This window comes from Robertkochia sediminum, from assembly GCF_016786255.1.
GTDB classification, from domain to species: domain Bacteria; phylum Bacteroidota; class Bacteroidia; order Flavobacteriales; family Flavobacteriaceae; genus Robertkochia; species Robertkochia sediminum.
Map to the genome: position 1 here is coordinate 302,785 of NZ_JADMKT010000067.1, position 22,827 is coordinate 325,611.

Sequence of the window (22,827 nt, forward strand, 5' to 3'; positions counted from 1 at the left end):
GCAATAAGGCAAGACATAACCTCGTGCAAATGTCGGGGTGACAAAATACTAACCATCATGATTGAGATCAAAGATCTTCACAAGTCCTATCGTACAGGTAGCACTTCCCTGCATGTATTAAAAGGGATAAATTTTTCTGTTAAAGAAGGAGAGCTGGTAGCCATTATGGGTTCTTCCGGTTCCGGGAAATCTACCCTTTTGAATATTCTGGGAATGCTCGATGGTTACGACGAGGGCTCTTATCACCTTGACAACGTCCTGATCAAGGACCTCAATGAGACCAAGGCGGCCAATTATCGCAATAAGTTTCTCGGTTTCATCTTTCAGTCATTCAATCTTATCAACTATAAAACGGCCTGGGAAAACGTATCTCTGCCATTGTATTATCAGGGCGTGGGCCGAAAAGAACGCAAAGAACGCGCTATTGCCTACCTTGATTCTGTTGGTTTGAAGCCCTGGGTAGAGCATCTTCCTAACGAGCTTTCGGGTGGTCAGAAGCAACGTGTGGCCATTGCCCGTGCCATGGCTGCAGAGCCTAAGGTACTCCTGGCCGATGAGCCCACTGGAGCCCTGGATAGTGTGACCTCTCATGAGGTGATGGCTTTGATCCAAAAGATCAATGATGAAGGAAGAACCATTCTCGTGGTTACCCACGAAGAGGATATTGCCCATATGTGTAAACGTATCGTTCATCTTAAAGATGGGGTTATTGTAAGTGACGAGGTAGTTGAACAGCAAAGAGTAGAGGCCAATGTTTAGCAGGGATCTCTGGGGTGAAATCTTTCACAGTATAAAGAGTAACAAGCTCAGAACCTTTCTTACAGGGTTCTCGGTAGCCTGGGGGATCTTTATTCTGGTGATCTTACTCGCTTCCGTAAAGGGAATGGAGAACGGATTTATTAAGCAGTTCGGAGACGATGCAACCAACTCGATCTTTATATTTCCCTCAACGACCAAAAAGCCTTACGGCGGTTTCGAAGCCGGCAGGCGTATCAGGTTAGACAATGACGATGTTACCTTTATAAAAGGTACGTTCGAGGATTCTTATGAATATATCTCGCCGCGATTTTCCAATTCGGTGAATGCCTCTTACGGCAATGAAACCGGAAACTACAGTATTACCGGAGTAACTCCCGATCATCTTTATATCGAAAAGACCGAGATCTATGCCGGGAGGTATATCAACCAGAACGATATGGCGAACACCTTAAAGGTGGTCGTTATGGGAAAGGTTATCGCCAAGGAATTGTTCAAAGACGAAGACCCCCTGGGGAAACAGGTTATTCTGAACGGATTGGCATACCGGATCATCGGTTTGTTCTCTGACGATGGTAATGAGCGTGAAGAGAACAAGTTCTATGCTCCGATTTCCACCATGCAAAGGGTTTACGGGAATACCGATCAGGTCGATCAATTGGCGCTTACCTATAATCCGGAATTCACCTTTGCCGAGGCGATCAATTTCTCTGATGTTCTGGAGATCGTTATGAAGCGTCGAAAGGTCATTGATCCAGACGATCAGGGAGCCATATACGTTAGAAATTACGCAGAGGGATTTGCACGGGTAACCGATTTTACTACAGTGCTTAACCTCATAAGTATCGCCGTTGGATTTTTGGTGCTTATTGCCGGGATCGTGGGGATAGGTAATATCCTGATCTTTATAATTAAGGAACGCACCAAGGAGATCGGAGTGAGAAAGGCTCTGGGAGCAAAACCTTTTGATGTGATCAAATTGGTGTTGCTGGAATCTGTATTCATTACCACCATTGCCGGTTTTGCCGGTATGATCTTCGCCATGGGGATCATTACGGCGATATCGCCTTTTATTGATACGGAGGCCTTTTCAAATCCATCTGTAGATATTGTCACTGTAGTTACAGCTACCGTAGTGCTCATCGTGGCAGGGTTGATCGCAGGACTGGTTCCGGCGATCAAAGCGGCAAAAGTGAAACCAATTGAAGCATTAAGAGCAGACTAAGATGAAAATATTCGATAAAGACTTATGGGACGAGGTGATGGCTACGCTAAGCAAGAACATGCTGCGTACCTTTCTTACCACCCTGGGCGTAATTTTTGCCGTTCTCATCCTGATCTTATTGTTGGGCGCTACTACCGGGTTATCTAACGGATTTGCAAAGATATTTGCAGGAACGGCCACCAATAGTATGTTCCTTTGGAGCCAGCAAACCTCTATGCCCTACAAAGGATTCGATAAGGGTAGGAGAATTGAGTTTACCCTTGACGATGCCGAGCTCCTTACCAAACAGGTTCCCGAGATCGAATTGATCTCACCAAGAACCCAGCTCGGTAATTTCCGTGGAACAGTAACCGTTACCCGTGAAGGGCGCACGAGTGGTTCAAGTGTATACGGCGATTATCCTTCTATCGATAGGGTGTCTAAAAAGCGAATGGTAGAAGGACGCTTTATCAACCAAAGTGATCTCGATGAAGCGCGAAAGGTTTGTGTGATCGGTCTCGATACCTATCAGCTCTTATTCGATAAGGGCGAGAAAGCAGTAGGAGAGTTTATTCAGGTAAACGGGATCTACTTCATGGTGGTCGGAGTTTACAAGCGAAACGACAATATAAATTTTGAAGGTGAAAATTCTGTCTTCCTCCCTTTCTCCACCTTTAGCAGGGCCTTTAATACAGGAGATAAGATCGGCTGGATGGCCATTATGGTAAAGAGCAATGCATCGGTAGCCACCGCCGAAAGAAAGATCAAAACCATCTTAAAAAGAAAATACTCCGTTCACCCGGATGACCCCAGAGCGATAGGATCCTTTGATTTTTCACAGATCTTTCAGGGCATTAGCGCATTTACATTTGTGCTGCAAGGATTTTCCTTTTTTATAGGATTGTTCAGTTTGATCGCCGGTGTTATTGCGGTGAGTAACATCCTTCTTATTACCGTTAAGGAGAGAACCAAAGAGATCGGGGTGCGCAGGGCGCTGGGAGCAACACCCAGGATCATCAAGACCCAGATCCTGATGGAGTCTATCGTACTTACGGTATTCGCAGGGCTTGTTGGTTTCGTGATCTCGACGGGACTGCTTTATGTGCTCAACGTCCAGTTCGGTGATGGGGAAGATTTTCCATTTAAGAACCCTACAGTAAGTATCGTACAGGTCACAGTGCTTTTTGCACTGATGGTCGGTCTCAGCCTGTTGATCGGATTAATACCGGCCAACCGCGCAATTAAAATAAAACCAATAGAAGCATTAAGAGAAGAATAAACTATTTAAACCTATGAACAAGTATTTAAAGTTTTCATTGATCGCTGTTTTGATCGTAGCGGTATTAGGTGCCGCAGCCTGGATCATTAAATCGAACAGTGCCCCTCCTGTTACTTTTAAGACCACTTCTCCCACCAAGGAGACCATTATCAATAAAGTAGTAGCAACAGGGAAGGTGATCCCGAAAGAAGAGGTGCTTATCAAGCCGCAGATCTCCGGGATCATTGATAAGATCCTTGTAGAAGAAGGAGACAAGATCAAATCCGGCGACCTTATCGCGATAATTAAGGTAGTTCCTAACGAGCAGTCCTTGATGAGTGCCCGTGGCCGTGTGAGCAATGCCGAGATCGCCTTGAGAAATGCCAAGATCGAATACGAAAGAAACAAGACCCTTTTCGAAAGAGGGGTGGTAGCCAACCAGGACTTCCTTGATATCGAACTGCGTTACAACCAGGCACAACAAGAACTTAAGAATGCCAAGGTCGATTACCAGATCATCAGTAGCGGTTCTGCAGGAGGTTCAGCAACAGCGAATACTAATATCCGCGCGACCATTTCAGGGACCATCCTCGAAATTCCGGTAGAAGAAGGATTCCAGGTGATCCAGGCCAATAACTTTAACGATGGTACGACCATTGCTACCATTGCCGATATGAATCGTATGATCTTCGAAGGGAAGGTAGACGAGGCCGAGGTAGGGAAACTGAAGCTGGGTATGCCATTGGAGATCAGTCTTGGTGCCCTCCAGGAGGAGACGCTTAAGGCCGACCTGAAGTTCGTTGCACCTAAAGGTATCGAAGATCAGGGAGCGGTTCAATTCAAGGTCGAAGGTGATGTGGCCCTGGATAGTATCAGCTCTTTTATCAGAGCGGGTTATAGTGCCAATGCCTCGATAGAACTCGACAGGAAAGAAGATGTGCTGGCTATTAAAGAAGCCTTGCTGCAGTTCGAGAAGGATTCGGAAGAGCCTTATGTTGAGATCCTGATAGGAGAGCAGGAATTCGAAAAGAGAAAGGTAGAATTGGGTATTTCAGACGGGATCAATGTAGAGATCTTATCCGGACTTGAGGAGAATGATAAGATCAAGATCTGGAATAAGCTGGAGCCTATTGAAGAAAATACTGAAAACGACGCCTAATCCATGATGAATATGAAAATTAAAAATAGCCTGAAGCTGTCTGTTCTTTTCCTGTGCCTTGTAGGGATGCAAACTTCCTTCGCGCAGCAAAAGAAATGGAGTCTGAGGGAATGCGTGGAATACGCGATCGAGAATAACATCACCGTGCAACAGTTCGAGCTGGACCTGGAAACGGCAGAGCTTGACAAGAGTGATGCGATCGGAAATTTCATTCCTTCGTTTAATGCCAATACCAATGTGGGATTCAGTAGAGGTCTTACCATCGATCCGATATCGAATACCACGGTTTCTGAGAATATTGTAACCATGAGTGGCGGCTTGACTTCTCAGCTCTTGATCTTTGACGGACTCCGAAATTTCAAGCAGCTTAACCGGGCCAAACTGAGTGCGCTTTCTGCACGTTATCGCCTGGAGGGGATGAAAGATGATATCAGATTGTCTGTAGCCAATGCCTATCTCAACGTGCTGGCCAACCGTGAAACCCTGAATACCTTCAGAGCCCAGTACCGCGCTACCGAACAGGACTTGAAGCGTACCGAAGAGCTCGTGGCTAATGGAGTGCTGCCCGAAGGTGACCTGTTGGAGATCCAGTCTACAGCGGCTACCCAGGAGCAACAGATCATTAATGCAGAGAACAATGTTTACATTGCCCGCATTAACCTGGCGCAATTGCTGCAGATCACCGATTATGAGAATTTCGATGTGCTCGATGAAGGATATATGATCCCACAATCGGATATCCTGGATTATTCTGCGAAAGATATCTTTACCAAATCGCTGGATGTGATCAACAACATCAAGGCATCAGAGCTCAATGTAGAGCTTGCTCAAAAGGACCTGGAGATCGCGAAAGGGGCAAGGTATCCTACCCTTGGAGCCAGCATGAACTACAATACCCGTTACAGTTCTATTGATTATGTAAGGGATGAGACCGGCCGTCCTGTTATTCCGCTGTCGACCATTCCCTTTGTAGATCAGCTCTGGCTCAATGACGGGATCACCTATGGGATCGGATTGAATATCCCTATTCTGAATGGGTTTACCGTAAAGAACAATATCAAGAGAAGAAGGATCGCCCTGGAGCGTCAGAGATTGCAGTTCGAGAATGACAAGCTTGACCTGGAAGCCAATGTGAACCAGGCCTATGCCGATGTTAACGGAGCCTTTAAATCGTATGAGGCCGCTACCAAAACGGTTGAGGCACGACGCCTGGCCTACCAGTACGCCAAAGAGCGTTATGATGTGGGACTTATGAACAGTTTTGATTTTAGTCAGGCCCAGGCCAGACTGGACAATGCCGAGGCAGAGCTCATACGTTCCAAGTATAATTACATCTTCAATTTGAAAGTATTGGAATTTTATTTTGGGGTGCCTCTGGATGAGTTGTAATTTTGCAACTAAATTCAATGTATGGCCACCATATTAAATTTAGAAACAGCCACCACCAATTGTTCCGTAAGCATTAGCAGGAACGGGGAGGTGGCTTTTTTGCGCGAAATAGCCGAGCAGGGGTATTCGCATGCAGAGAACCTGCATCGTTTTATACGTGAGGGCATGGAAGCTCTGGATATGGGTTATAACGACCTCGATGCCATAGCGGTAAGTATGGGGCCGGGGTCATATACCGGACTGCGCATAGGTGTATCTGCTGCCAAAGGTCTTTGTTTTGCCGGGGATATTCCCTTGATCGCCCTTGCTACCCTGGAGGTGCTCAGCAAGCAGTATATGCAGGAAGACGGTCACACCGTGGCCATGCTCGATGCCAGACGTATGGAAGTGTATTCGGCCGTATTCGATGCTGAAGGCCGGCAGGTGAGAGATACCCGTGCAGAGGTCATTGATTCCGATTCATTTGCAGAAGAGTTGGAAAGGGGTAAGCTGTATTTTGTCGGGAACGCCAATGAGAAATGCAAGGAGGTTATTACCCATCCCAATGCCTGTTTTATAGATTCGGTTACCCTGCCTTCTGCTAAAGAGATGGCCGTGCTGGCAGAGGCGTATTACCAACAGGAGAAGTTTGAAGATGTGGCTTACTTTGAGCCTTTTTATTTGAAAGACTTCGTGGTGACCAGGATGAAGAAATAAGGATCACCGGTTTGCTCTCCGGTAATTCATGTTCATAATAAAAACCCGCTCAAGGCGGGTTTTTTTATAAGTTGAAAGGGCGTAAAAAGCCTTATCCCTGCTTGTGTATCTCCACCTGGTGAGGAAATGGGATCTCGATGCCTGCAGCATCGAGGGCGTTCTTACAGCGTTCCACACACCCAAATCGCACATCCCAGTAATCTTCGGCGTTGGCCCATGGCCTTACCACGAAATTTACCGAGGAGTCTGCCAGCTCCGAAACCGCTACTGTCGGGGCCGGGTCTTTTAGGGTCTTCGGATGCGAGGTGATCGCTTCCATAAGTACTTCCTTGGTCTTTTGAAGGTCGGAAGCGTAGTCTACCCCCATAACGAGATCTACCCGAAGCTGTCCTTTTCTGGTGTAGTTTACGATGTTTCCGTTAGAAAGTGCCCCGTTCGGGATCACAATGGTCTTATTGTCCGGTGAGTTGAGAATGGTATTAAAGATCTGTATTTCTTCTACTACTCCCAATTCGCCTTGTGCTTCGACAAGGTCGCCCACCTTGACGGGTTTAAAGATCATGAGCAGGATACCGCCTGCAAAGTTCGATAAGGAACCCTGTAATGCCAGACCAACAGCAAGACCGGCTGCAGCGATCACGGCGGCAAACGATGCGGTACTCACCCCGAGCGTGCCCAACACTACGATCACCAAAAGGATCTTGAGTCCGTATTTTAAAAAGTTCAGGAGAAATTTGGTGAGACTTATATCGTAGTCCCGTTTCTCCATAAGGTGTTTGACCACTTTTACAAGACGGGAAATAAGCCATGATCCTACGAGCCATATGAGAATGGCGCCAATGACCTTTGGACCGTAAAAAACAATAAAGTCCAATCCCTTGTCTATCCATTTATCTAATTCCATGCTAACGGTGTTTTAAAAGGTTAATGAAAACCTTAGCACAGTAAGTCGTCGGGGATCAGACAAGGGGGAGGATCGCTTTATGCCTGCTTGTGGATCTCTACCTGGTGCGGATAAGGGATCTCGATGCCTTCAGCGTCAAATCGCATTTTCAGCTCCTCCATAATATACCATCGGCAGTCCCAGAAATCGGCATTGGTAGCCCAATACCGCAGGTAAAGATTCACCGAACTGTCGCCCAGTTCTGCAACCATGACCTGTGGTTCAGGGTCCTTGAGTACTTTATCAAAATTGGTGGCAATATCCAGAAGAATATGCTTGGCCTTTCGAATGTCCGAATCGTAGCTGATCCCTATGGTCAGACTTTCTCTTCGGGTGTTTTCTGCGCTGTAATTAATGATATTCTCATTGGCGAGTTTTCCATTGGGCACTACAGCCAACTGATTTCCGAAGGTGTTCATCTTGGTGTTGATGATGCCTATTTCTTTCACGGTACCCATAACCCCCTGAGCTTCGATAAAATCACCTACTTTGAAGGGTTTGAATATGAGAATGAGTACGCCACCTGCAAAATTGGCCAGCGATCCCTGTAAGGCCAGACCCACCGCTAAACCGGCCGAAGCGATGATGGCAGCAAAAGAGGTGGTCTCTACTCCCATGGTGCCGAGAATTGCCAGGATGAGAAGTATTTTCAGAGCCCAGGAGAGCAGGTTCTTTAAAAAGAGTTTCAGGGAGAGGTCGTACTCCCTTTTATCCATGATGAATTCAACTCCCCTAACAAGCTTTCTGATCAGCCAGAAGCCGATGATCCAAAGGGCAATGGCGGCCCCTACTTTGATGAGCATGTCTACCAGGTCGAATTGAGCTGCATAATTGATGGCAGTATCGATCCATTGTTTGGTGTTGGTTGATGTGTCTTGCATGGTTATTTATTTTTCTTAAAATTAAGAAATCCATTAAAGGAAAAATACATAATAACTTTCAAATGATTCATTTGGTCGTTATGGTGAATGGGGTCCTAATTGGGCTTTACAGGCCTCAAGGTTGTTCACCGGAAGGTTGCATTGCCGGTCGCGGCAAACATAGAAAAGCGTCTTTCCGGATTGATGGCGATCGCGAAGCAGCGGAATATTCCCCGGTTGCTCTGCAGGGGCCACGAGCACATTGGGCAGGTAGTCTGTTTGCAGTTTTCTTGCCTCTTGTACAGCATTGCTTCCGCTAATAGCCACCTCGTAGAAAGGGTGAGTATACCGCAGGGCGAGGCTCAGCCAATTGGCGTGGCTGTATGCATAAGCGCTGAGGTCTCCCTTCATGCGTCTAAGCATTTCATCGCAAATATTGCGGTAGCCGGTGTTTCCGAACAAGGCAGCCAGGAGGAACAGGTTATGAGCCATGGCCGAATTGGAAGCAGGGGTCACATTGTCGCTTTTTTCGATAGGGGTACTCACCAGTTGGGTGGTGCGTATGGAGGTAAATCGAAACATTCCGTTTTCCGGATCGTAGAAATTATCGATCACATAATTGGTGAATCCCCGTGCTTTGAGCAGGTATGCATCGCCGCATCCGGCCTGATAGAGGTTGATATACGCTTCGATAAGAAAGGCGTAGTCTTCGAGGAATCCCTCGATCGTACCGCGGGTACCTCTGCGATAGTTGTGGATTACCCCTCCGTCGGATTGGGTCATGACCTGCTCGATAAAGGCCAGGTTTTTCAGGGCTGTTTCGAGAAATTTGGTTTCTCCGGTGGCGAGATAGGCATGGGTCATACCGGTTATGGTAAGGGCATTCCACGAGGTAAGGCATTTATCATCAAGGCCGGGCGACTGCCGTTTCTTGCGAACCTCCAGTAATTTATTTTTACAGGCTTCCAGGGTGTTGTTCAACCTTGCCCGATCTATCCCGTGATCCTTCATCAGTTCTTCGGTGGCAGAAGTTTTTAGCAGTACATAACGCCCTTCTTCCCAATGCCCTCTGGCATCGATGTGATAGGCACGTGCAAAGAGGTTGAAATCATCTCCAAGGATCTCCTCAAGTTCTGCCTTGGTCCATGTGTAATACGCCCCTTCTTCCATCTTGCCTTCATCATTGAGACTGTCGGCATCGAGGCTGGAGTAAAATTCACCTTTTTCGCCCTGCAGCTCCCGGGTTATAAAATTGTATATACCATGAATGGCTTCCAGGTGATCCGGATCTTTGTATTTGCGCCAGGCCAGGGCATAGGTGGTGAGTAGCTGGGCATTGTCGTAAAGCATCATTTCGAAGTGGGGCACATGCCAGCGTTCGTCGGTAGAGTACCTGGCGAATCCGCCCCCAAGCTGGTCGTAGATGCCCCCTCTTAGCATATGGTCAAGGGTGGTTTTAAAATGATCTTCTGTTTCCCGGTCGCCGGTAAGGGTAGCGTATTGAAGCAGGAAATTGAGGTTAACCGGCATCATGAACTTGGGGGCACCCTTTCTTCCCCCGTATACCGGGTCCATATAGGTGCTCCAATGCGCTACGGCCTCTGAAATAGCGGTTGCATTGGGCAGGCTTTTGTCTTCTGCCGGAGGCACCATGTTCACGATCTGAAGTCCTTCGGTAAGTTTTTCGGCGTATTCTTCAACTTTTGGAAGGTCACTATGATAGAGCTCTCCCAATTGCTTCAGGGTAGAGAGCCATTGTTGCTTTTTAAAATAGGTACCTCCCCAGAAAGGCCTTCCGTCCGGTAATGCCACTACATTCATGGGCCAGCCGCCATTCCCGGTCATGATCTGTACGGCCGACATATAGAGCTGGTCGATATCGGGCCGCTCTTCGCGATCGACCTTGATGTTTATAAAATACCTGTTCATGACCGCAGCCACTTGCGGGTCTTCAAAACTTTCTTTCTCCATGACATGGCACCAATGGCAGGCAGCGTAGCCTACGCTAATGAGCAGGGGTTTGTTCTCCTTCCTGGCCAATGCCAGGGTGTCTTCGTTCCAGGCCTTCCAATGTACCGGGTTTTCTGCGTGTTGCTGGAGGTACGGACTGTTTTCCTTGTGTAATTCGTTTCCCATAAGTTCATAAAAAAAACGTCCTCGCTAGAAGGACGTTGATCGGTCATTTTTGCGGGGTGCAATTATTTAATGCCAAAGGTGATCTTAACATTCACGCGATAGGATGAGATCTTACCGTCTTTTACAGTGGCACTTTGCTCGTTAATATACACAGATCTGATATTATCTACGGTTTCGGAAGCTTTTTGAACAGCTTTGTCGGCGGCATCTTCCCAGCTTTTATCAGATTCAGCGAGGAGTTCGATTACTTTTAATAGAGACATAATTCTACGTTTTAAATTTTACTTAAATTTATAGAATAAAGATAATAAATTCCTTCGGGAAGACATTGTAAATAGCTGGTAATCAATAGGTAACATATCGGATAAATATAGAGTTAATCTATTTTTAACGCTTAGATAACGGGTGTTGTTCAAAGATGTACCACATTTACAGTTAGCCAAATATTTTTTATGGAACAATTATATATCTTCATGTTGGTAGCCCTGTTCGTATTGGCTATTACCGATCTGGTCGTAGGGGTTAGCAATGATGCAGTAAATTTCCTGAATTCAGCCGTAGGTTCAAATGCGGCTACCCTCCGAACTATTTTAATCATTGCCAGTATTGGGGTTGCTGTGGGAGCGATCTTTTCCAGCGGACTCATGGAAGTGGCACGTAAAGGGATATTTGATCCTTCCCGGTTCTATTTTGATGAGATCATGATCATTTTTATATCGGTCATGATCACCGATATCTTATTGCTGGACCTGTTCAATTCTCTGGCTCTGCCTACCTCTACTACGGTTTCTATCGTATTCGAGTTGCTGGGAGCAGCGGTTGCTGTTTCGATGATCAAGATCCTCAGTGCCGATGGCAGCATGCTGGAACTGGGCGATTATATTAACGGTGCCAAAGCTACCGAGATCATTTTGGGAATACTCCTGTCTGTAGCCATTGCCTTTACTATAGGTGCGATTGTACAATGGTTATCCCGGATGCTGTTTTCCTTTCACTATGAAAGACGCCTGAAATGGGTTGGTGGTATTTTTGGCGGGATCGCCATTAGTGCCATTACGTATTTTATACTTATTAAAGGGATCAAGGGGATTAGCATTATCCCTGCATCTTTCCTCAAACTGGTTACGGAAAATCAATGGGTGATCCTGTTGGGTAGTTTTGTGGTCTTCGGCCTGCTCTCCCAATTCCTGGTAAATTACACCAAGGTGAATTTGCTCAAGGTGATCATCCTTATCGGGACCTTTGCCCTGGCGCTTGCTTTTGCGGGGAACGACCTGGTAAACTTTATCGGGGTGCCTATTGCAGCCTTCCAGTCGTATGAGCTGTGGCACGCTTCCTACGAGGCAACGGGCGTATTGCCCTCGGAGTACGCCATGGATTCGCTGGCCGGAAAGGTAGAAACCCCGACTTACCTGCTGGTGTTTGCAGGGATCGTTATGGTGGTTACCCTGTGGCTGTCTAAAAAGGCACGTGCCGTGATGTATACAGAGATCAACCTCGCCCGAAGTGGAGATGGTTCGGAAAAATTTAATCCTAATTTCCTTTCCCGTATCATCGTTAGGGCTTCGGTGAACCTTAACGCTGCTCTGCTTTTGGTCATGCCTAATAAGATAAAGACGGCCATTGACGAAAACTTTAAGCAACCATTTGAAGAGAAGAAGAAAAGTAAGGAAGAGCCTGCCTTCGATATGGTTCGTGCTGCTGTGAATCTTATGGTGGCCAGTATCCTGATCTCGATAGCCACCAATATGAAATTACCCCTGTCTACTACCTATGTGTCATTTATGGTGGCCATGGGTACCTCTTTGGCTGACAAGGCTTGGGGAAGAGAGAGTGCTGTATACAGGGTAGCCGGGGTGTTCAATGTGATCGGTGGTTGGTTTATTACTGCCCTGGTCGCTTTTAGTGCAGCTGCCATCTTCGCTACCTGTATCTATTTTGGAGGGCTGTATGCGCTTATTGCCCTTCTTGCTCTTGCGGCAGTATTATTGGTGCGAAGCTTCCTGGCACATCGCCGTGCTGAAAAGAAACGAGCACTGGAAGAGAAAAAAGACCGTACCTCCCTGATCACGATCAATGAATTGATCACTGAGAGTTCCGGGAATATATCCAGTGTTATAGGCGGAATAAATAGTATCTATTCGGACACCATAGACAACCTGGGACTCCAGGATCTTAAGAAGCTTAAAAAAAGTAAAAAGAAACTTGGGGCACTTGAAGATGAGGTGGATAACCTGAAAGGTGAGGTGTTCTATTTTATCAAATCCCTGGATGAAAATTCGGTAGCTGCCAGTAAGTTCCATATTCTCATACTCGATTACCTTCAGGATATGATCCAGTCTATTGGCTATATCAGTAAGTATTCATACAACCACGTAAATAACAACCACCGCAACCTGAAGTTCAACCAGATACGCGACCTGAAGCGTATTGACGATCGTCTACAGGAACTTTTTGATCGGGTTAAGGCCGATTTTGACAATAACAGCTTTGAGAATATCAGTGAGATCGTAACAGATCACCACGCCTTGCTCGATGAGGTTTCTGCACTTATTGAAAAGCAGGTAAGCCGCATTCGAAGCACAGAAACGAGTCCGAAGAACACCAAACTGTACTTCAGTTTACTTTTGGAGACCAAAGACCTCATTATCGGAACCGTAAATCTGCTGAGCTTGTTTAGCGAGTTCAATGTGAAATACGCTAAGATCAAATAAGTACACGCACTACATAAAAAAACCGCGCTCATGGCGCGGTTTTTTTTATGCTTTAAGGCTTGCTTACCCGTTAATAGCGATCACTTCATTTACCTTATCGTGAAGCATGTTCTTCAACATGGTCTCGATCCCGTTCTTCAGGGTAAAGGTAGACGAAGGGCATCCGCTACATGCCCCTTGCAGGATCACTTTTACGGTTTTTGCTTCTTCGTCGTAAGAGTCGAACATAATATTCCCACCATCGCTGGCCACAGCCGGTTTCACATATTCGTCAAGGATAGCCACGATCTGCTGTGAAGTTTCGCTGAGATGGGACAGGTCCGGTTTAGCAGGGTTGGCCTTGGCAGCACCTGCTGCCGGCTGACCTCCCGGTTGCTTGCTTATAGCTTCTACGGTCACAATATCTTTTCCTTCCTCTATGAACGATCTCAGGAATTCTCTCAGTTCCATCGTGATGTCGTTCCACTCGGCAATATCGTATTTGATCACCGATACGTAGTTTTCGTCAATGAATACCTCTTTTACGAATGGGAAGTGGAAGAGTCCTGTTGCCAAGGGCGAAGGTTTAGCCTCTTCGATATTCTTGAATTCGTAGGGCGCCAGTACCAGTTTCTTATTGGCAACGAATTTCATCGCTGCCGGGTTTGGGGTGCTTTCGGCATAAATGGTAACCGGTACTTTTTTATCCTGGGTGTTATCTGTATCAACGATCACCGGTTCTCCCGAATTGAGGTAGTTTTCGATCTGCTCGGCAACCTCTTCCTGAACATCGGGCCACTCGACAATATCAAAACGCTCGATGGCGATAAAGTTACCCGAGATGTATACGGTTTTGGTAAACGGCAGATAGAATAACTGCTTAGCCAGCGGACTCACAGCCGCTTCGTCGACATTGCGGAATTCGTAATTCCTGTCTCTCGAAATAAATTTATTGGCTTCAAATTTTACTATAGAAGGCCTGTTGGTAGGCTTGATCTGGATCTCAACCTTTGTCATAGTCACAATTTTAGCGCAAAAATACAAAAACACAATCGAATAGCACACAGGGTTAAGAGGTCTTATGACCGGCGACCATCACACTTAGAGGCAAGTCTGTAATGAATTCATGTTAAAGAGCGTTTTTTTGTTTTCAGGTTAGATGAATTCCCCCGAAATTTGCTTAAAAGCGCAAGCATGATCATCAAAGAAGTCAGGGGGAAAGCCCCACAATACGGAAAGAATTGTTTTTTTGCCGACAATGCCACCATCATTGGAGAGGTCATCATGGGAAATGAGTGTAGTGTCTGGTTCAACGCGGTCGTACGCGGAGATGTACATTTCATCAAAATGGGCGATAAGGTCAATGTGCAGGATGGAGCAGTGATACACTGTACCTACCAGAAGTGCCCGGTAACCATTGGTAACAATGTCTCTATAGGGCATAATGCCATTGTGCATGGCTGTACCATAGAAGATAACGTGCTTATTGGTATGGGAAGTATTGTGATGGATGAATGTGTGGTAGAAAGTAATGCCATTATTGCCGCCGGAGCTGTGGTGACCAAGGGAACCAGGGTGCAGTCGGGTTGTATTTATGCCGGCGTACCGGCTAAAAATATAGGCAAGGTAAGTCCGGAACTCAGCACTGGTGAGATACAGCGTATTGCCGATAATTATGTGACCTATGCCTCCTGGTTCAAGGAAGGTGATACGGTTTGAATTAATTAGCTACTTTTGCATTTGAATATTCAAAACACGAAGCATGAAAGCATTTGTTTTCCCCGGACAGGGGGCGCAATTTTCGGGTATGGGATTAGACCTCTATGAGAGATCTCCCGAGGCCCAGAGACTTTTTGAACAAGCGAACGAAATTCTTGGGTTTTCCATTACCGATATCATGTTTGAAGGTTCTGCCGAAGACCTCAAGCAAACCAAAGTTACCCAACCAGCGATCTTTTTGCATTCGGTGATCCTGAGCAAAGTAATGGGAGACGCCTTTAAACCGGATATGGTTGCGGGGCATTCACTGGGAGAACTATCTGCCCTGGTAGCCAATGGCGCATTAAAGTTTGAAGACGGACTCCAACTGGTATCCCGAAGAGCTATGGCTATGCAGAAAGCCTGTGAGCTGGTACCAAGTACCATGGCTGCGGTTTTAGGTTTAGACGACAAAGACGTTGAAGAAGTATGTGCAGATATGCAAGGTATCGTTGTTCCCGCGAACTACAACTGTCCCGGACAGTTGGTGATCTCCGGTGAGCTGCATGCCGTTGAAAAGGCCTGTGAGGCCATGAAGGAACGCGGAGCGAAAAGAGCGCTGCTACTTCCTGTTGGAGGTGCTTTCCACTCACCACTTATGGAGCCTGCCCGTGAAGAACTGGCAGCAGCTATTGAACAAACGGAGTTTAGCACACCGATTTGTCCGGTATACCAAAATGTGACCACAACCGCTGTGACTGATCCTGAAGAGATCAAGAAGAACCTGATCGCTCAGTTAACAGCTCCTGTTAAATGGACGCAGAGCGTTAGACAAATGATCGCCGATGGTGCTACATCCTTTACCGAAGTAGGTCCCGGAAAAGTGCTGCAGGGTCTTGTGAAAAAGATCGATCGCAGTGCTGAAGTGGCATCGGGGTTATTCATTTCGGAGGAATAGCCTGTGGCCTGTTAACCCTGGATCGTCAAATGAAGAAGTTTATAATGATTGTTCTGGCCCTGGGAGTAGCGGTTGGAACAGTTTCCTGCAGGGAGAAAACTACTGCAGAAAAGATCGAAGATTCCCTGAAAAGGGCCGGTAAGAAACTTGAGGAAGCCGGAGAAGAACTTGAAGACGCAGCAGAAGAAGCCGGGGAGGCCCTGGAAGAAGAAGCTGAAAAAGTTCAGGATCGATTAAAGAAAAAGATCGGCAAGATCAAATAATAAAAAAAGCCCCGGAGATCATCCGGGGCTTTTCTTTTTTAGGCTGAAAGTACACAGTCTTTGCAATCTTTGACCGTGCCGTAATAGGTCTCGCGGTACTTGTGCAAAGTTTGAAGCGGAATTAAACCTAAAAGCATCTTCTTAATATAAGTTACTTTCACGCTCACGTTCCCCATCTTTTTGCTGTACCTTTTTTCTACTCGGGTCTTTCTTTTGATTCGTATCAAAATGATTTATTTAGAATTATACCTCAAATAACGTGTTTACAGGCACTTAAGTCAAATAGTTATATCTTATGTAAAATAGAAATAACGCTCCTGAGCCTCCCCAAAGCACCAATACTCCGCTGTAAGATTAGTCTTTAGGAATGTTTAAATACGATAAGCACATTCCTTTGTTACCCCCTATGTTCATAGACTTAAGCGAAGGTTGCTTTTTTTTTAAACCCCCTTTTTTTACTGGGGTTTTGGCGTGCTAATCTTGCGGTATAGATAAAACTTATAGCAGCCCTGAAATTCGCACTGAAAAATAAATGGTTAAACATTTATTTGGTCATATGATACGTTTACCATAGCGAAACAGGGTACAACTTTAGGTTCTGCGGCCAAGTATCCCAGACTTCCCCAAACCCGTATATGGTCGCTATATAGGGTTGCCTGAAGTTATTCTTTGGTAGGATCAAGAACGAACACGGCGAGTGGGGTTTCTGAAGTGCTGCTGCCCAGGGTAAGCGTATTTCCCGTAATGCTATAGGTTTCTGTGGTTGTCATAACATCCATGAAGGGACCTTCGATATCGTTTGGGGGACAAGCCATTTGGGTGTTCATTAATTGTGAAAAGCTCAGAGAGTTGTTATCCCCCAACGTGTAGAAGCCACCAATACGATTACAACCGTTGCTGCCGGCAACCCTGCGTTCTTCTTCAAGGAATACTAAGGAGGCTTCATCGGTCATTTCTACATTGCTTACATCGACACCCTTAAGGGTAATAAGTTTCCAGTAACCGTCGGTAAGGGAAGCATTCGCAACAGGCTCAGGCTTTTCCGTTTCGGGAGTGGCATCTTCACCTTTCTTTTCTTTTTGTTGACCACAACCGGTTACGGCGGTAGCAACGATGAGTACTGTTAAGAAGAGTTGGACGATTTTCATGATCGGTGGTTTTTGTTGTTTGAAATTTAGAATAATATTAAGGAAAATAGCGGTAACTAACTGTAAAACAGTGGTTAAAAATGGTTATTTTTAAAGAAGAGGTGGATGAATACACCGCATAGGATCGTCCTTAGATAGCGAAAGGCACTCTTTATGAACTGTAATAATCGTGGTTATGAGATATACAACAAGATCAGTGCAAGTACCCCAATGGTTAGGCATGTTCATGCTCGTGGTACTATTAGGTGCCTGCGGTTCAGGCAAAGAGGTCGTGTCGGAAGCCCAAAGGGAGGCGGTACGGCAGATGGTCGAATCCCGTGAATTTGAATTCAGAGGCCAATGGGCCATGCCGCTATCTGGTAATGACATGAATGCCTTATGGAGGGCAGGTCTCCTGCCACCCGGCGATACCCCCAACCGGATCGATCTGTCCAGTAATCCGAATTATTTAAAATTGAACAAAGATGAGGTAAGCGCCTATCTTCCCTTTTATGGTACCCAGCAATTTAATGTTAGCCTTAATTCTCAGGATCAGGCCATACAGTTCGACGAGGAGGTGAGCGATCTGCAGGTGACTTACAATAAAAAGAAAGACCTGTACGATATGCGTTTTTCTGCCTCAAAAGGTACCGACGGTTATGTGGTATTTTTAACGGTATTTCCTAATGCCACAGCAACCCTACGTATTAGTAGTGCTTCCCGAAATAATATAAGCTACCAGGGGCGTATCAAGGCACTGGAAAAAGACACGGAGGAACCCGAGGAGTAGGTCGGAGACCCTGATCAACCATCCGATATACAGGTTCTTGTTATCGTCTATTTTCTAAATAGCGTAAATTCATCTGCTTTGCGATAAGGCGTCTACAGAAATCATGATCATCGTGCAGGTGATAATGAATTTAGATGTGATGAAATGACCTGAAAAACAGCTTTAAAAGTTTCATTTAGGGTTGATTTGTGGGAGATCAAGCCCATCTGTTAATATAAATTTTGTTAATGATAACATTACGGTTTGTATAATAAAGCTGATGATTGTGGTATCATATTTGTGTATGATGTAGTATAAAATCTATATGTATGAAAAAAATTGGTTTATTATTTACAGCTCTCCTGATGCTTTCCTGTAGTGCTTCTAAGGAGGTCATAAAGGGTGACGAATGGAGCGGATTTGAAGAACTCGTAACCGATCAGGGCATAGAATTCAGGGCCGAATGGGCCAAACCACAACAACAAATCAATATGGGTGGTCTTACCAGGGTAGGTGACAGCCCGAACAGGATCAATTTACTGGGGAATCCGAATTTTGTGCAAGTTTCCGGAAACAAGGTCTCGGGACAGCTTCCTTTTTTTGGTTCGCAGTCGTTCAATGTGCAGTTTAACTCCCTTGACCAAAATATTGCCTTTGAAGATGCCACACCCCAGAACATGCGTATGAAGTTCAATGAGCGTAAAAACCAATACGAGATCTCTTTCAATGTCACCGGACAATCAAATACCTATACTATGCATATGACCGTGTTTCCGAACAAGAGCGCTATCCTTAGGGTAAATAGCGCCAACAGGAGTACGATAAGTTATGAGGGTAAGTTGGTCGAGGAAAGAACAGAGATCTGAGAACACGACTTTAAACCTGGCCGTGGAAGGCAATAAGGTAGTCTGCAGGCCAGTCATGCTTGCCAGGTATGGGTACTTGCTTGTATATCTCTTGTCTGTTGATCGATAAGATCCTTATGGAGCAGTGGGTCTGTCCCTAACGAGAGTTACACTGTTACCAGGATCCAAGCAAGAAGTGAACCCGGTAGCCACCTGCTTGTGCCGAACCAGTTTTTTGATCATTGTTGACTTGAATCTTATAATTCTTTTTCTATGATAATGGGATATATCCATTACCGTATTTACCGCGCAGGAATACCCCTGTTTCTAAATCTTCTTTTGCTGCTTCCTATGGCTGTATTGGGACAGGAAAAAGAGCAGTTTCCCGTTTTTATAACCGATAGTCTGGAACAGTATATCGTTACAGGTATGGCCGAATGGAAGATCCCCGGACTTTCTGTTGCGATCATTAAAAACAACAACGTGGTGCTAAGCAAGGGGTATGGAGTTACAAGGGCTCATGATACTGTTCCCGTAGACGAGAATACCCTATTCATGATCGGTTCGCTCACCAAACAGTTTACGGCTACGGCCTTATCGATGATCGCAGAATCGTCATCATTTAGTTTAACGGATAAAGTACAAAGATGGTTGCCGGAGTTTAGGTTGAAAGATCCCTACGCGTCCAAGGAAGCCAATATCATAGACCTGCTTTCGCACAGGCTGGGATTTGATGCCTTTCAGGGCTCTTTTGTGCACTGGACCTCCAGGCTAACCCGGGCTGAGATCATAGAAAGCATGAGCCGTATTGCTGCGCCCAATGATTTTCGATCTTCCTGGGGGTATAGCAATGCCGCCTACGTGGCTGCAGGGGAGCTTATTCCAAAAGTGACCGGAAGGACCTGGAGAGAAGTGGTGAGAGACAGTATACTGAAACCGCTAAAGATGCATCGTACCCTCACCTTATCGGCTACTTTATCCGGTAATAGCAATGTGGCCCGGCCACACGCCCTGGTCAATAACGAGCTTGTTGAGGTGCCGGTGAATCAGATCGATAATATCGCCGCTTCAGGCAGTATGAGCTCTACGGTAAAAGACCTCTCAAACTGGTTATATGCCCAGCTTAATAACGGCTGGTTGCTGGGAGAACCGATCCTGCCTATCCGTAGTGTCGGAGCCATCAGGCAACCTCATAACCTGGTCGACCTGGATGAGCGTATGGGGAGACGTACCCGGTTTAATTTATACGGTCTGGGATTATTTATACGCGATGTTCATGGCAAATTAGAATACTATCACGATGGTTCGGTTGAAGGGTATACGGCTGTGCTTTCTTATATCCCTGAGGAACAACTGGGGGTGGTTATCCTCACCAATACCAATAATTTCTTTGCCCAATCCCTGTTGAACAAGATTCAGGATACCTACCTGGGAATAAACCCGGAAGATTATACCGTTAAATCTGCTATCGGAAGAGGAAGTGTGAATACCGTTCGGGACCAGAGAATAGATTCATTACGGGCCATAGACAATCGATTAGTGCCCAAATTACCAACCAAGGCCATAATAGGGAATTACTCGAACACGGCATATGGTCAGATCGCCATCAGGAGACAGCAAAATGACCTCATCTTGCATTTTTCAGAGCATCCTGATCTTATCGGAAAACTGGAACACCTGCATGATGCTACCTACCTGTGCACCTTTTCCAATCCGCTTTTCGGGAGGTCTGAGGTACCGTTTTACGTTTTGAACAATAAAGTTCTGGGCTTTGATTTCAAGGTGGATCCAAGGATCGAATACTCAGAATACGAATTCATCAAGACCAGGTAGGGCAGTATTCCCCGGCGGACTCTAAAAGGAGGTTTGACAGTATTCCTCACTCTTTTGCAGGAGCAACTTTCGTTATGTATCCCCGATAGAAAAACGCCACCCCGAGAGGTGGCGAATTCAAATTTGCTTTTGGTCCTGCCGGAATTGAGCTTTGCTCACCATAGCCTGGCCTAATTTTTAAAGAGCAATTCGGCTTCTTTATTCTCCATCTGCGGAAGGTCTTCTTTCTTTTGTTTTAAATAGTGGTCGAACCAGCGCATCATGCGCAGGCTGTAGTCGTAACGGGCGGTCGATTTTCGGTTACCGTGACCTTCTCCCGGATAGAGCACCATACGTACCGGAGTGTCGGTACGGGTTTTAATGTGTCGGTACAATTCGTAAGATTGCCCCGGATCTACCCTGGTGTCGTTCTTACCGTGCATAATGAGCAGTGGAGTTTCGGCCTGATCGGCATAGTAAATGGGGCTGCGTTTCAGGAAGAACTCATAATCGTCCCAGATACGCTTTCTGCTGTGCACCAGGAACATCTCTTCAGGAATATCGCTGGTTCCCCATTTTGAGAGGTTGTTGGAGATACCCACGAACATCACCCCGGCCGCAAAGCGCTTGGTATGTCGGGTAGACATCCACGCGGTGGCATAGCCACCGTAAGAACCTCCGGTGACCCCGACCCGGTCTTTGTCGATCCCGTAATTGGCGATCAGGTGATCGATCCCGTCTATGATATCGTCAAATTCTTTTCCTCCGGGATCTCCCTGGCTCGACATGGCAAATTTCACACCCCGGCCGGTACTACCCCTGTAGTTGGGGTAGAACACCGCGAATCCTTGTCCTGCGGCCATCTGTCCCGGCATGGAATATCCGGTGAGCCATCCGTTGTCATAATGCGCCTCCGGTCCGCCGTGAACCACGGTGATCATGGGCACAGGACCATTCTTTTCTACAGGATGTATCAGGAGTCCCTGGATCTCCATCCCGTCTTTCGCCTTGTAAACAATTACTTCCTGTTTCCCCATTTTTTTATTCTTCAGCCATGGGTTGAGGTCGGTGATGCGTTCCGGAGCGCTGCCCATACCCTTGAGCAGGAACAATTCTGAAGGGTGCTCCGGAGTGCTGGCCACAACAGCTACCACACCATTATTGGCGGCGCTGAAGTCATTGATAGCATAGTTCTGGCTGGTGTATAGTCGTGTCATTTTGCCGTTCTTATCTATGCTTCCCAGGGTCGAACTTACTCCCTCGCTTGCCAGGAACATCAGATGGCCATCTGCCGACCATTGTAAGCCATCTATAGAGCCTTCCATACCTTCGGCCTGCATCATCGGACTACCACCTACGGGGCGAACCTTGAACAGTCTTCCTGCGGTGGGATCGTGCTCATCGGCGCCGGCTATAAAGGCGAGGAACTTGCTGTCGGGCGACCATTTCATAGGGCCCATTTTACCTTTGTGCATGACCTCCCCGGCGATGGATCGGTCTATGGTATTTAGGATATAGATCTTCTGGCTGGTGTAGAAATCGTCGACCAGGGTACTGGGCGATACCCGCACCGCTATTTGTCCGCCATTGCCATTCCAGGCTACGGCCGTAACATGACCCGACATCGGGATCTCAGTGAGTTTGTCGCTGCGGAGATCGGTAACAAAAGCCCTGCTCATTTTCATACCTTCCTCATAGATCTCGGGAGTATAGGGAAGGTCAGGCTTGGTTTCTTCTTCCACCTCTTTGGCAATAAAGGCCAGGGTGTTGCCATCAGGATTCCAGTCGTATCCCGAAATGGAATTTCCATAAGAGAGGATCAGGGCAGGAGCACCTCCCTCTGCCGTCATTTCGTAGATGCCCGTATGATCGGCACCTTCGGGTTTTGCAGTAAAGGTAAGTGTGTTGCTACCCGGACGAAAGGCCAGGTTACCCACCGAATGATCGGTGATCAGGGCAGTATGGGCCTTGGTATCGGTGTCGTATTTGTACAAATGACTGCTCGCCGGAGCGTTTTCGACCTTCGGATCGGCAGGAACGCTTACCGTGTAATAAACGGTTTTTCCGTCTTCAGTGATCATGGCACTGGTTACCTGTTGCAGCTTAGCAATGTCCATGGGTGTTAAGACCTCTGATTCCTGAGCATATCCCCAGGAAAAACTTGCTAAGAACAGCAATAAGACTATTCTTTTCATAAAGTAATGGTGTTGGTTATTGACTGTATTAAGATATTGAATTTGTGTGAATTAAAGGAGGTTGTG

Annotated in this window: 21 protein-coding genes; 13 read left to right on the plus strand and 8 right to left on the minus strand. The window is 46.4% G+C overall.

Annotated elements, in window-relative coordinates; all coding sequences use genetic code 11:
• The first annotated feature begins 57 nt into the window (after positions 1-57).
• The 6 genes from IS446_RS04270 to tsaB are packed head-to-tail and all read left to right on the plus strand — an operon-like array spanning position 58 to position 6,462.
• Entirely contained in the window at positions 58-759 is a 702-nt protein-coding gene (locus tag IS446_RS04270; RefSeq protein ID WP_203058751.1) for an ABC transporter ATP-binding protein, read from the plus strand.
• Entirely contained in the window at positions 752-1,981 is a 1,230-nt protein-coding gene (locus IS446_RS04275; RefSeq protein WP_203058752.1) for an ABC transporter permease, read from the plus strand. The genes IS446_RS04270 and IS446_RS04275 overlap by 8 nt, the downstream gene beginning before the upstream one ends.
• Position 1,982: 1 nt before the next feature.
• On the plus strand, positions 1,983-3,239 hold the full coding sequence (locus IS446_RS04280; RefSeq protein ID WP_203058753.1) for an ABC transporter permease: 1,257 nt from the start codon (positions 1,983-1,985) through the stop codon (positions 3,237-3,239).
• Between the two features lie 13 nt (positions 3,240-3,252).
• The gene (locus IS446_RS04285; RefSeq protein WP_203058754.1) at positions 3,253-4,377 is read left to right on the plus strand and encodes an efflux RND transporter periplasmic adaptor subunit; all 1,125 of its coding nucleotides are present in this window, start codon (positions 3,253-3,255) and stop codon (positions 4,375-4,377) included.
• A gap of 12 nt (positions 4,378-4,389) precedes the next feature.
• Entirely contained in the window at positions 4,390-5,766 is a 1,377-nt protein-coding gene (locus IS446_RS04290) for a TolC family protein (RefSeq protein WP_203058755.1), read from the plus strand.
• Between the two features lie 21 nt (positions 5,767-5,787).
• On the plus strand, positions 5,788-6,462 hold the full coding sequence (gene tsaB, locus IS446_RS04295; RefSeq protein ID WP_203058756.1) for a tRNA (adenosine(37)-N6)-threonylcarbamoyltransferase complex dimerization subunit type 1 TsaB: 675 nt from the start codon (positions 5,788-5,790) through the stop codon (positions 6,460-6,462).
• Positions 6,463-6,553: 91 nt separating this feature from the next.
• On the opposite strand, the gene IS446_RS04300 is transcribed toward tsaB, so the two are convergent.
• From IS446_RS04300 to IS446_RS04315, 4 genes are all read right to left on the minus strand, one after another.
• On the minus strand, positions 6,554-7,366 hold the full coding sequence (locus IS446_RS04300; RefSeq protein WP_203058757.1) for a mechanosensitive ion channel family protein: 813 nt from the start codon (positions 7,364-7,366) through the stop codon (positions 6,554-6,556).
• A 77-nt stretch (positions 7,367-7,443) separates the two neighbouring features.
• A complete protein-coding gene (locus IS446_RS04305) occupies positions 7,444-8,286 on the minus strand; it encodes a mechanosensitive ion channel family protein (protein WP_203058758.1) in 843 nt (280 codons plus the stop codon).
• A 78-nt stretch (positions 8,287-8,364) separates the two neighbouring features.
• The gene (locus IS446_RS04310; protein ID WP_203058759.1) at positions 8,365-10,401 is read right to left on the minus strand and encodes a thioredoxin domain-containing protein; all 2,037 of its coding nucleotides are present in this window, start codon (positions 10,399-10,401) and stop codon (positions 8,365-8,367) included.
• A gap of 62 nt (positions 10,402-10,463) precedes the next feature.
• A complete protein-coding gene (locus tag IS446_RS04315; RefSeq protein WP_203058760.1) occupies positions 10,464-10,664 on the minus strand; it encodes a dodecin family protein in 201 nt (66 codons plus the stop codon).
• Between the two features lie 189 nt (positions 10,665-10,853).
• Between IS446_RS04315 and IS446_RS04320 the strand changes: the two genes are divergently transcribed.
• Complete coding sequence (locus IS446_RS04320) at positions 10,854-13,115, plus strand: inorganic phosphate transporter (RefSeq protein ID WP_203058761.1); 2,262 nt, start codon at positions 10,854-10,856, stop codon at positions 13,113-13,115.
• Positions 13,116-13,178: 63 nt separating this feature from the next.
• On the opposite strand, the gene IS446_RS04325 is transcribed toward IS446_RS04320, so the two are convergent.
• Positions 13,179-14,111 (minus strand): NifU family protein, encoded by a 933-nt coding sequence (locus tag IS446_RS04325; protein WP_203058762.1) that lies wholly within the window; start codon positions 14,109-14,111, stop codon positions 13,179-13,181.
• A 177-nt stretch (positions 14,112-14,288) separates the two neighbouring features.
• On the opposite strand from IS446_RS04325, the gene IS446_RS04330 reads away from it, so the two are divergent.
• Genes IS446_RS04330 through IS446_RS04340 form a run of 3 tightly spaced genes read left to right on the plus strand, consistent with a single transcriptional unit; the run spans position 14,289 to position 16,013 of the window.
• A complete protein-coding gene (locus tag IS446_RS04330; protein WP_203058763.1) occupies positions 14,289-14,813 on the plus strand; it encodes a gamma carbonic anhydrase family protein in 525 nt (174 codons plus the stop codon).
• 43 nt (positions 14,814-14,856) lie between these two features.
• On the plus strand, positions 14,857-15,750 hold the full coding sequence (fabD, locus tag IS446_RS04335; RefSeq protein WP_203058764.1) for an ACP S-malonyltransferase: 894 nt from the start codon (positions 14,857-14,859) through the stop codon (positions 15,748-15,750).
• 29 nt (positions 15,751-15,779) lie between these two features.
• Positions 15,780-16,013 carry a hypothetical protein gene (locus IS446_RS04340; RefSeq protein ID WP_203058765.1) on the plus strand — a complete coding sequence of 78 codons (234 nt, stop codon included), beginning with the start codon at positions 15,780-15,782 and terminating at the stop codon, positions 16,011-16,013.
• Positions 16,014-16,051: 38 nt separating this feature from the next.
• On the opposite strand, the gene IS446_RS15400 is transcribed toward IS446_RS04340, so the two are convergent.
• Both IS446_RS15400 and IS446_RS04345 read right to left on the minus strand, forming a co-directional pair.
• Complete coding sequence (locus IS446_RS15400; protein ID WP_317192167.1) at positions 16,052-16,246, minus strand: hypothetical protein; 195 nt, start codon at positions 16,244-16,246, stop codon at positions 16,052-16,054.
• Between the two features lie 429 nt (positions 16,247-16,675).
• Complete coding sequence (locus tag IS446_RS04345; RefSeq protein WP_203058766.1) at positions 16,676-17,161, minus strand: META domain-containing protein; 486 nt, start codon at positions 17,159-17,161, stop codon at positions 16,676-16,678.
• Between the two features lie 175 nt (positions 17,162-17,336).
• On the opposite strand from IS446_RS04345, the gene IS446_RS04350 reads away from it, so the two are divergent.
• From IS446_RS04350 to IS446_RS04360, 3 genes are all read left to right on the plus strand, one after another.
• A complete protein-coding gene (locus tag IS446_RS04350; protein WP_203058767.1) occupies positions 17,337-17,930 on the plus strand; it encodes a DUF4251 domain-containing protein in 594 nt (197 codons plus the stop codon).
• Positions 17,931-18,238: 308 nt separating this feature from the next.
• Positions 18,239-18,775 carry a DUF4251 domain-containing protein gene (locus IS446_RS04355; RefSeq protein WP_203058768.1) on the plus strand — a complete coding sequence of 179 codons (537 nt, stop codon included), beginning with the start codon at positions 18,239-18,241 and terminating at the stop codon, positions 18,773-18,775.
• Between the two features lie 258 nt (positions 18,776-19,033).
• The gene (locus IS446_RS04360) at positions 19,034-20,587 is read left to right on the plus strand and encodes a serine hydrolase (protein ID WP_203058769.1); all 1,554 of its coding nucleotides are present in this window, start codon (positions 19,034-19,036) and stop codon (positions 20,585-20,587) included.
• Positions 20,588-20,757: 170 nt separating this feature from the next.
• Here the strand turns inward: IS446_RS04360 and IS446_RS04365 are convergent, their stop codons facing one another.
• Positions 20,758-22,761, minus strand: coding sequence for a S9 family peptidase (locus IS446_RS04365; RefSeq protein ID WP_203058770.1), 2,004 nt, complete (start codon positions 22,759-22,761; stop codon positions 20,758-20,760).
• Between the last annotated feature and the right edge of the window lie 66 nt (positions 22,762-22,827).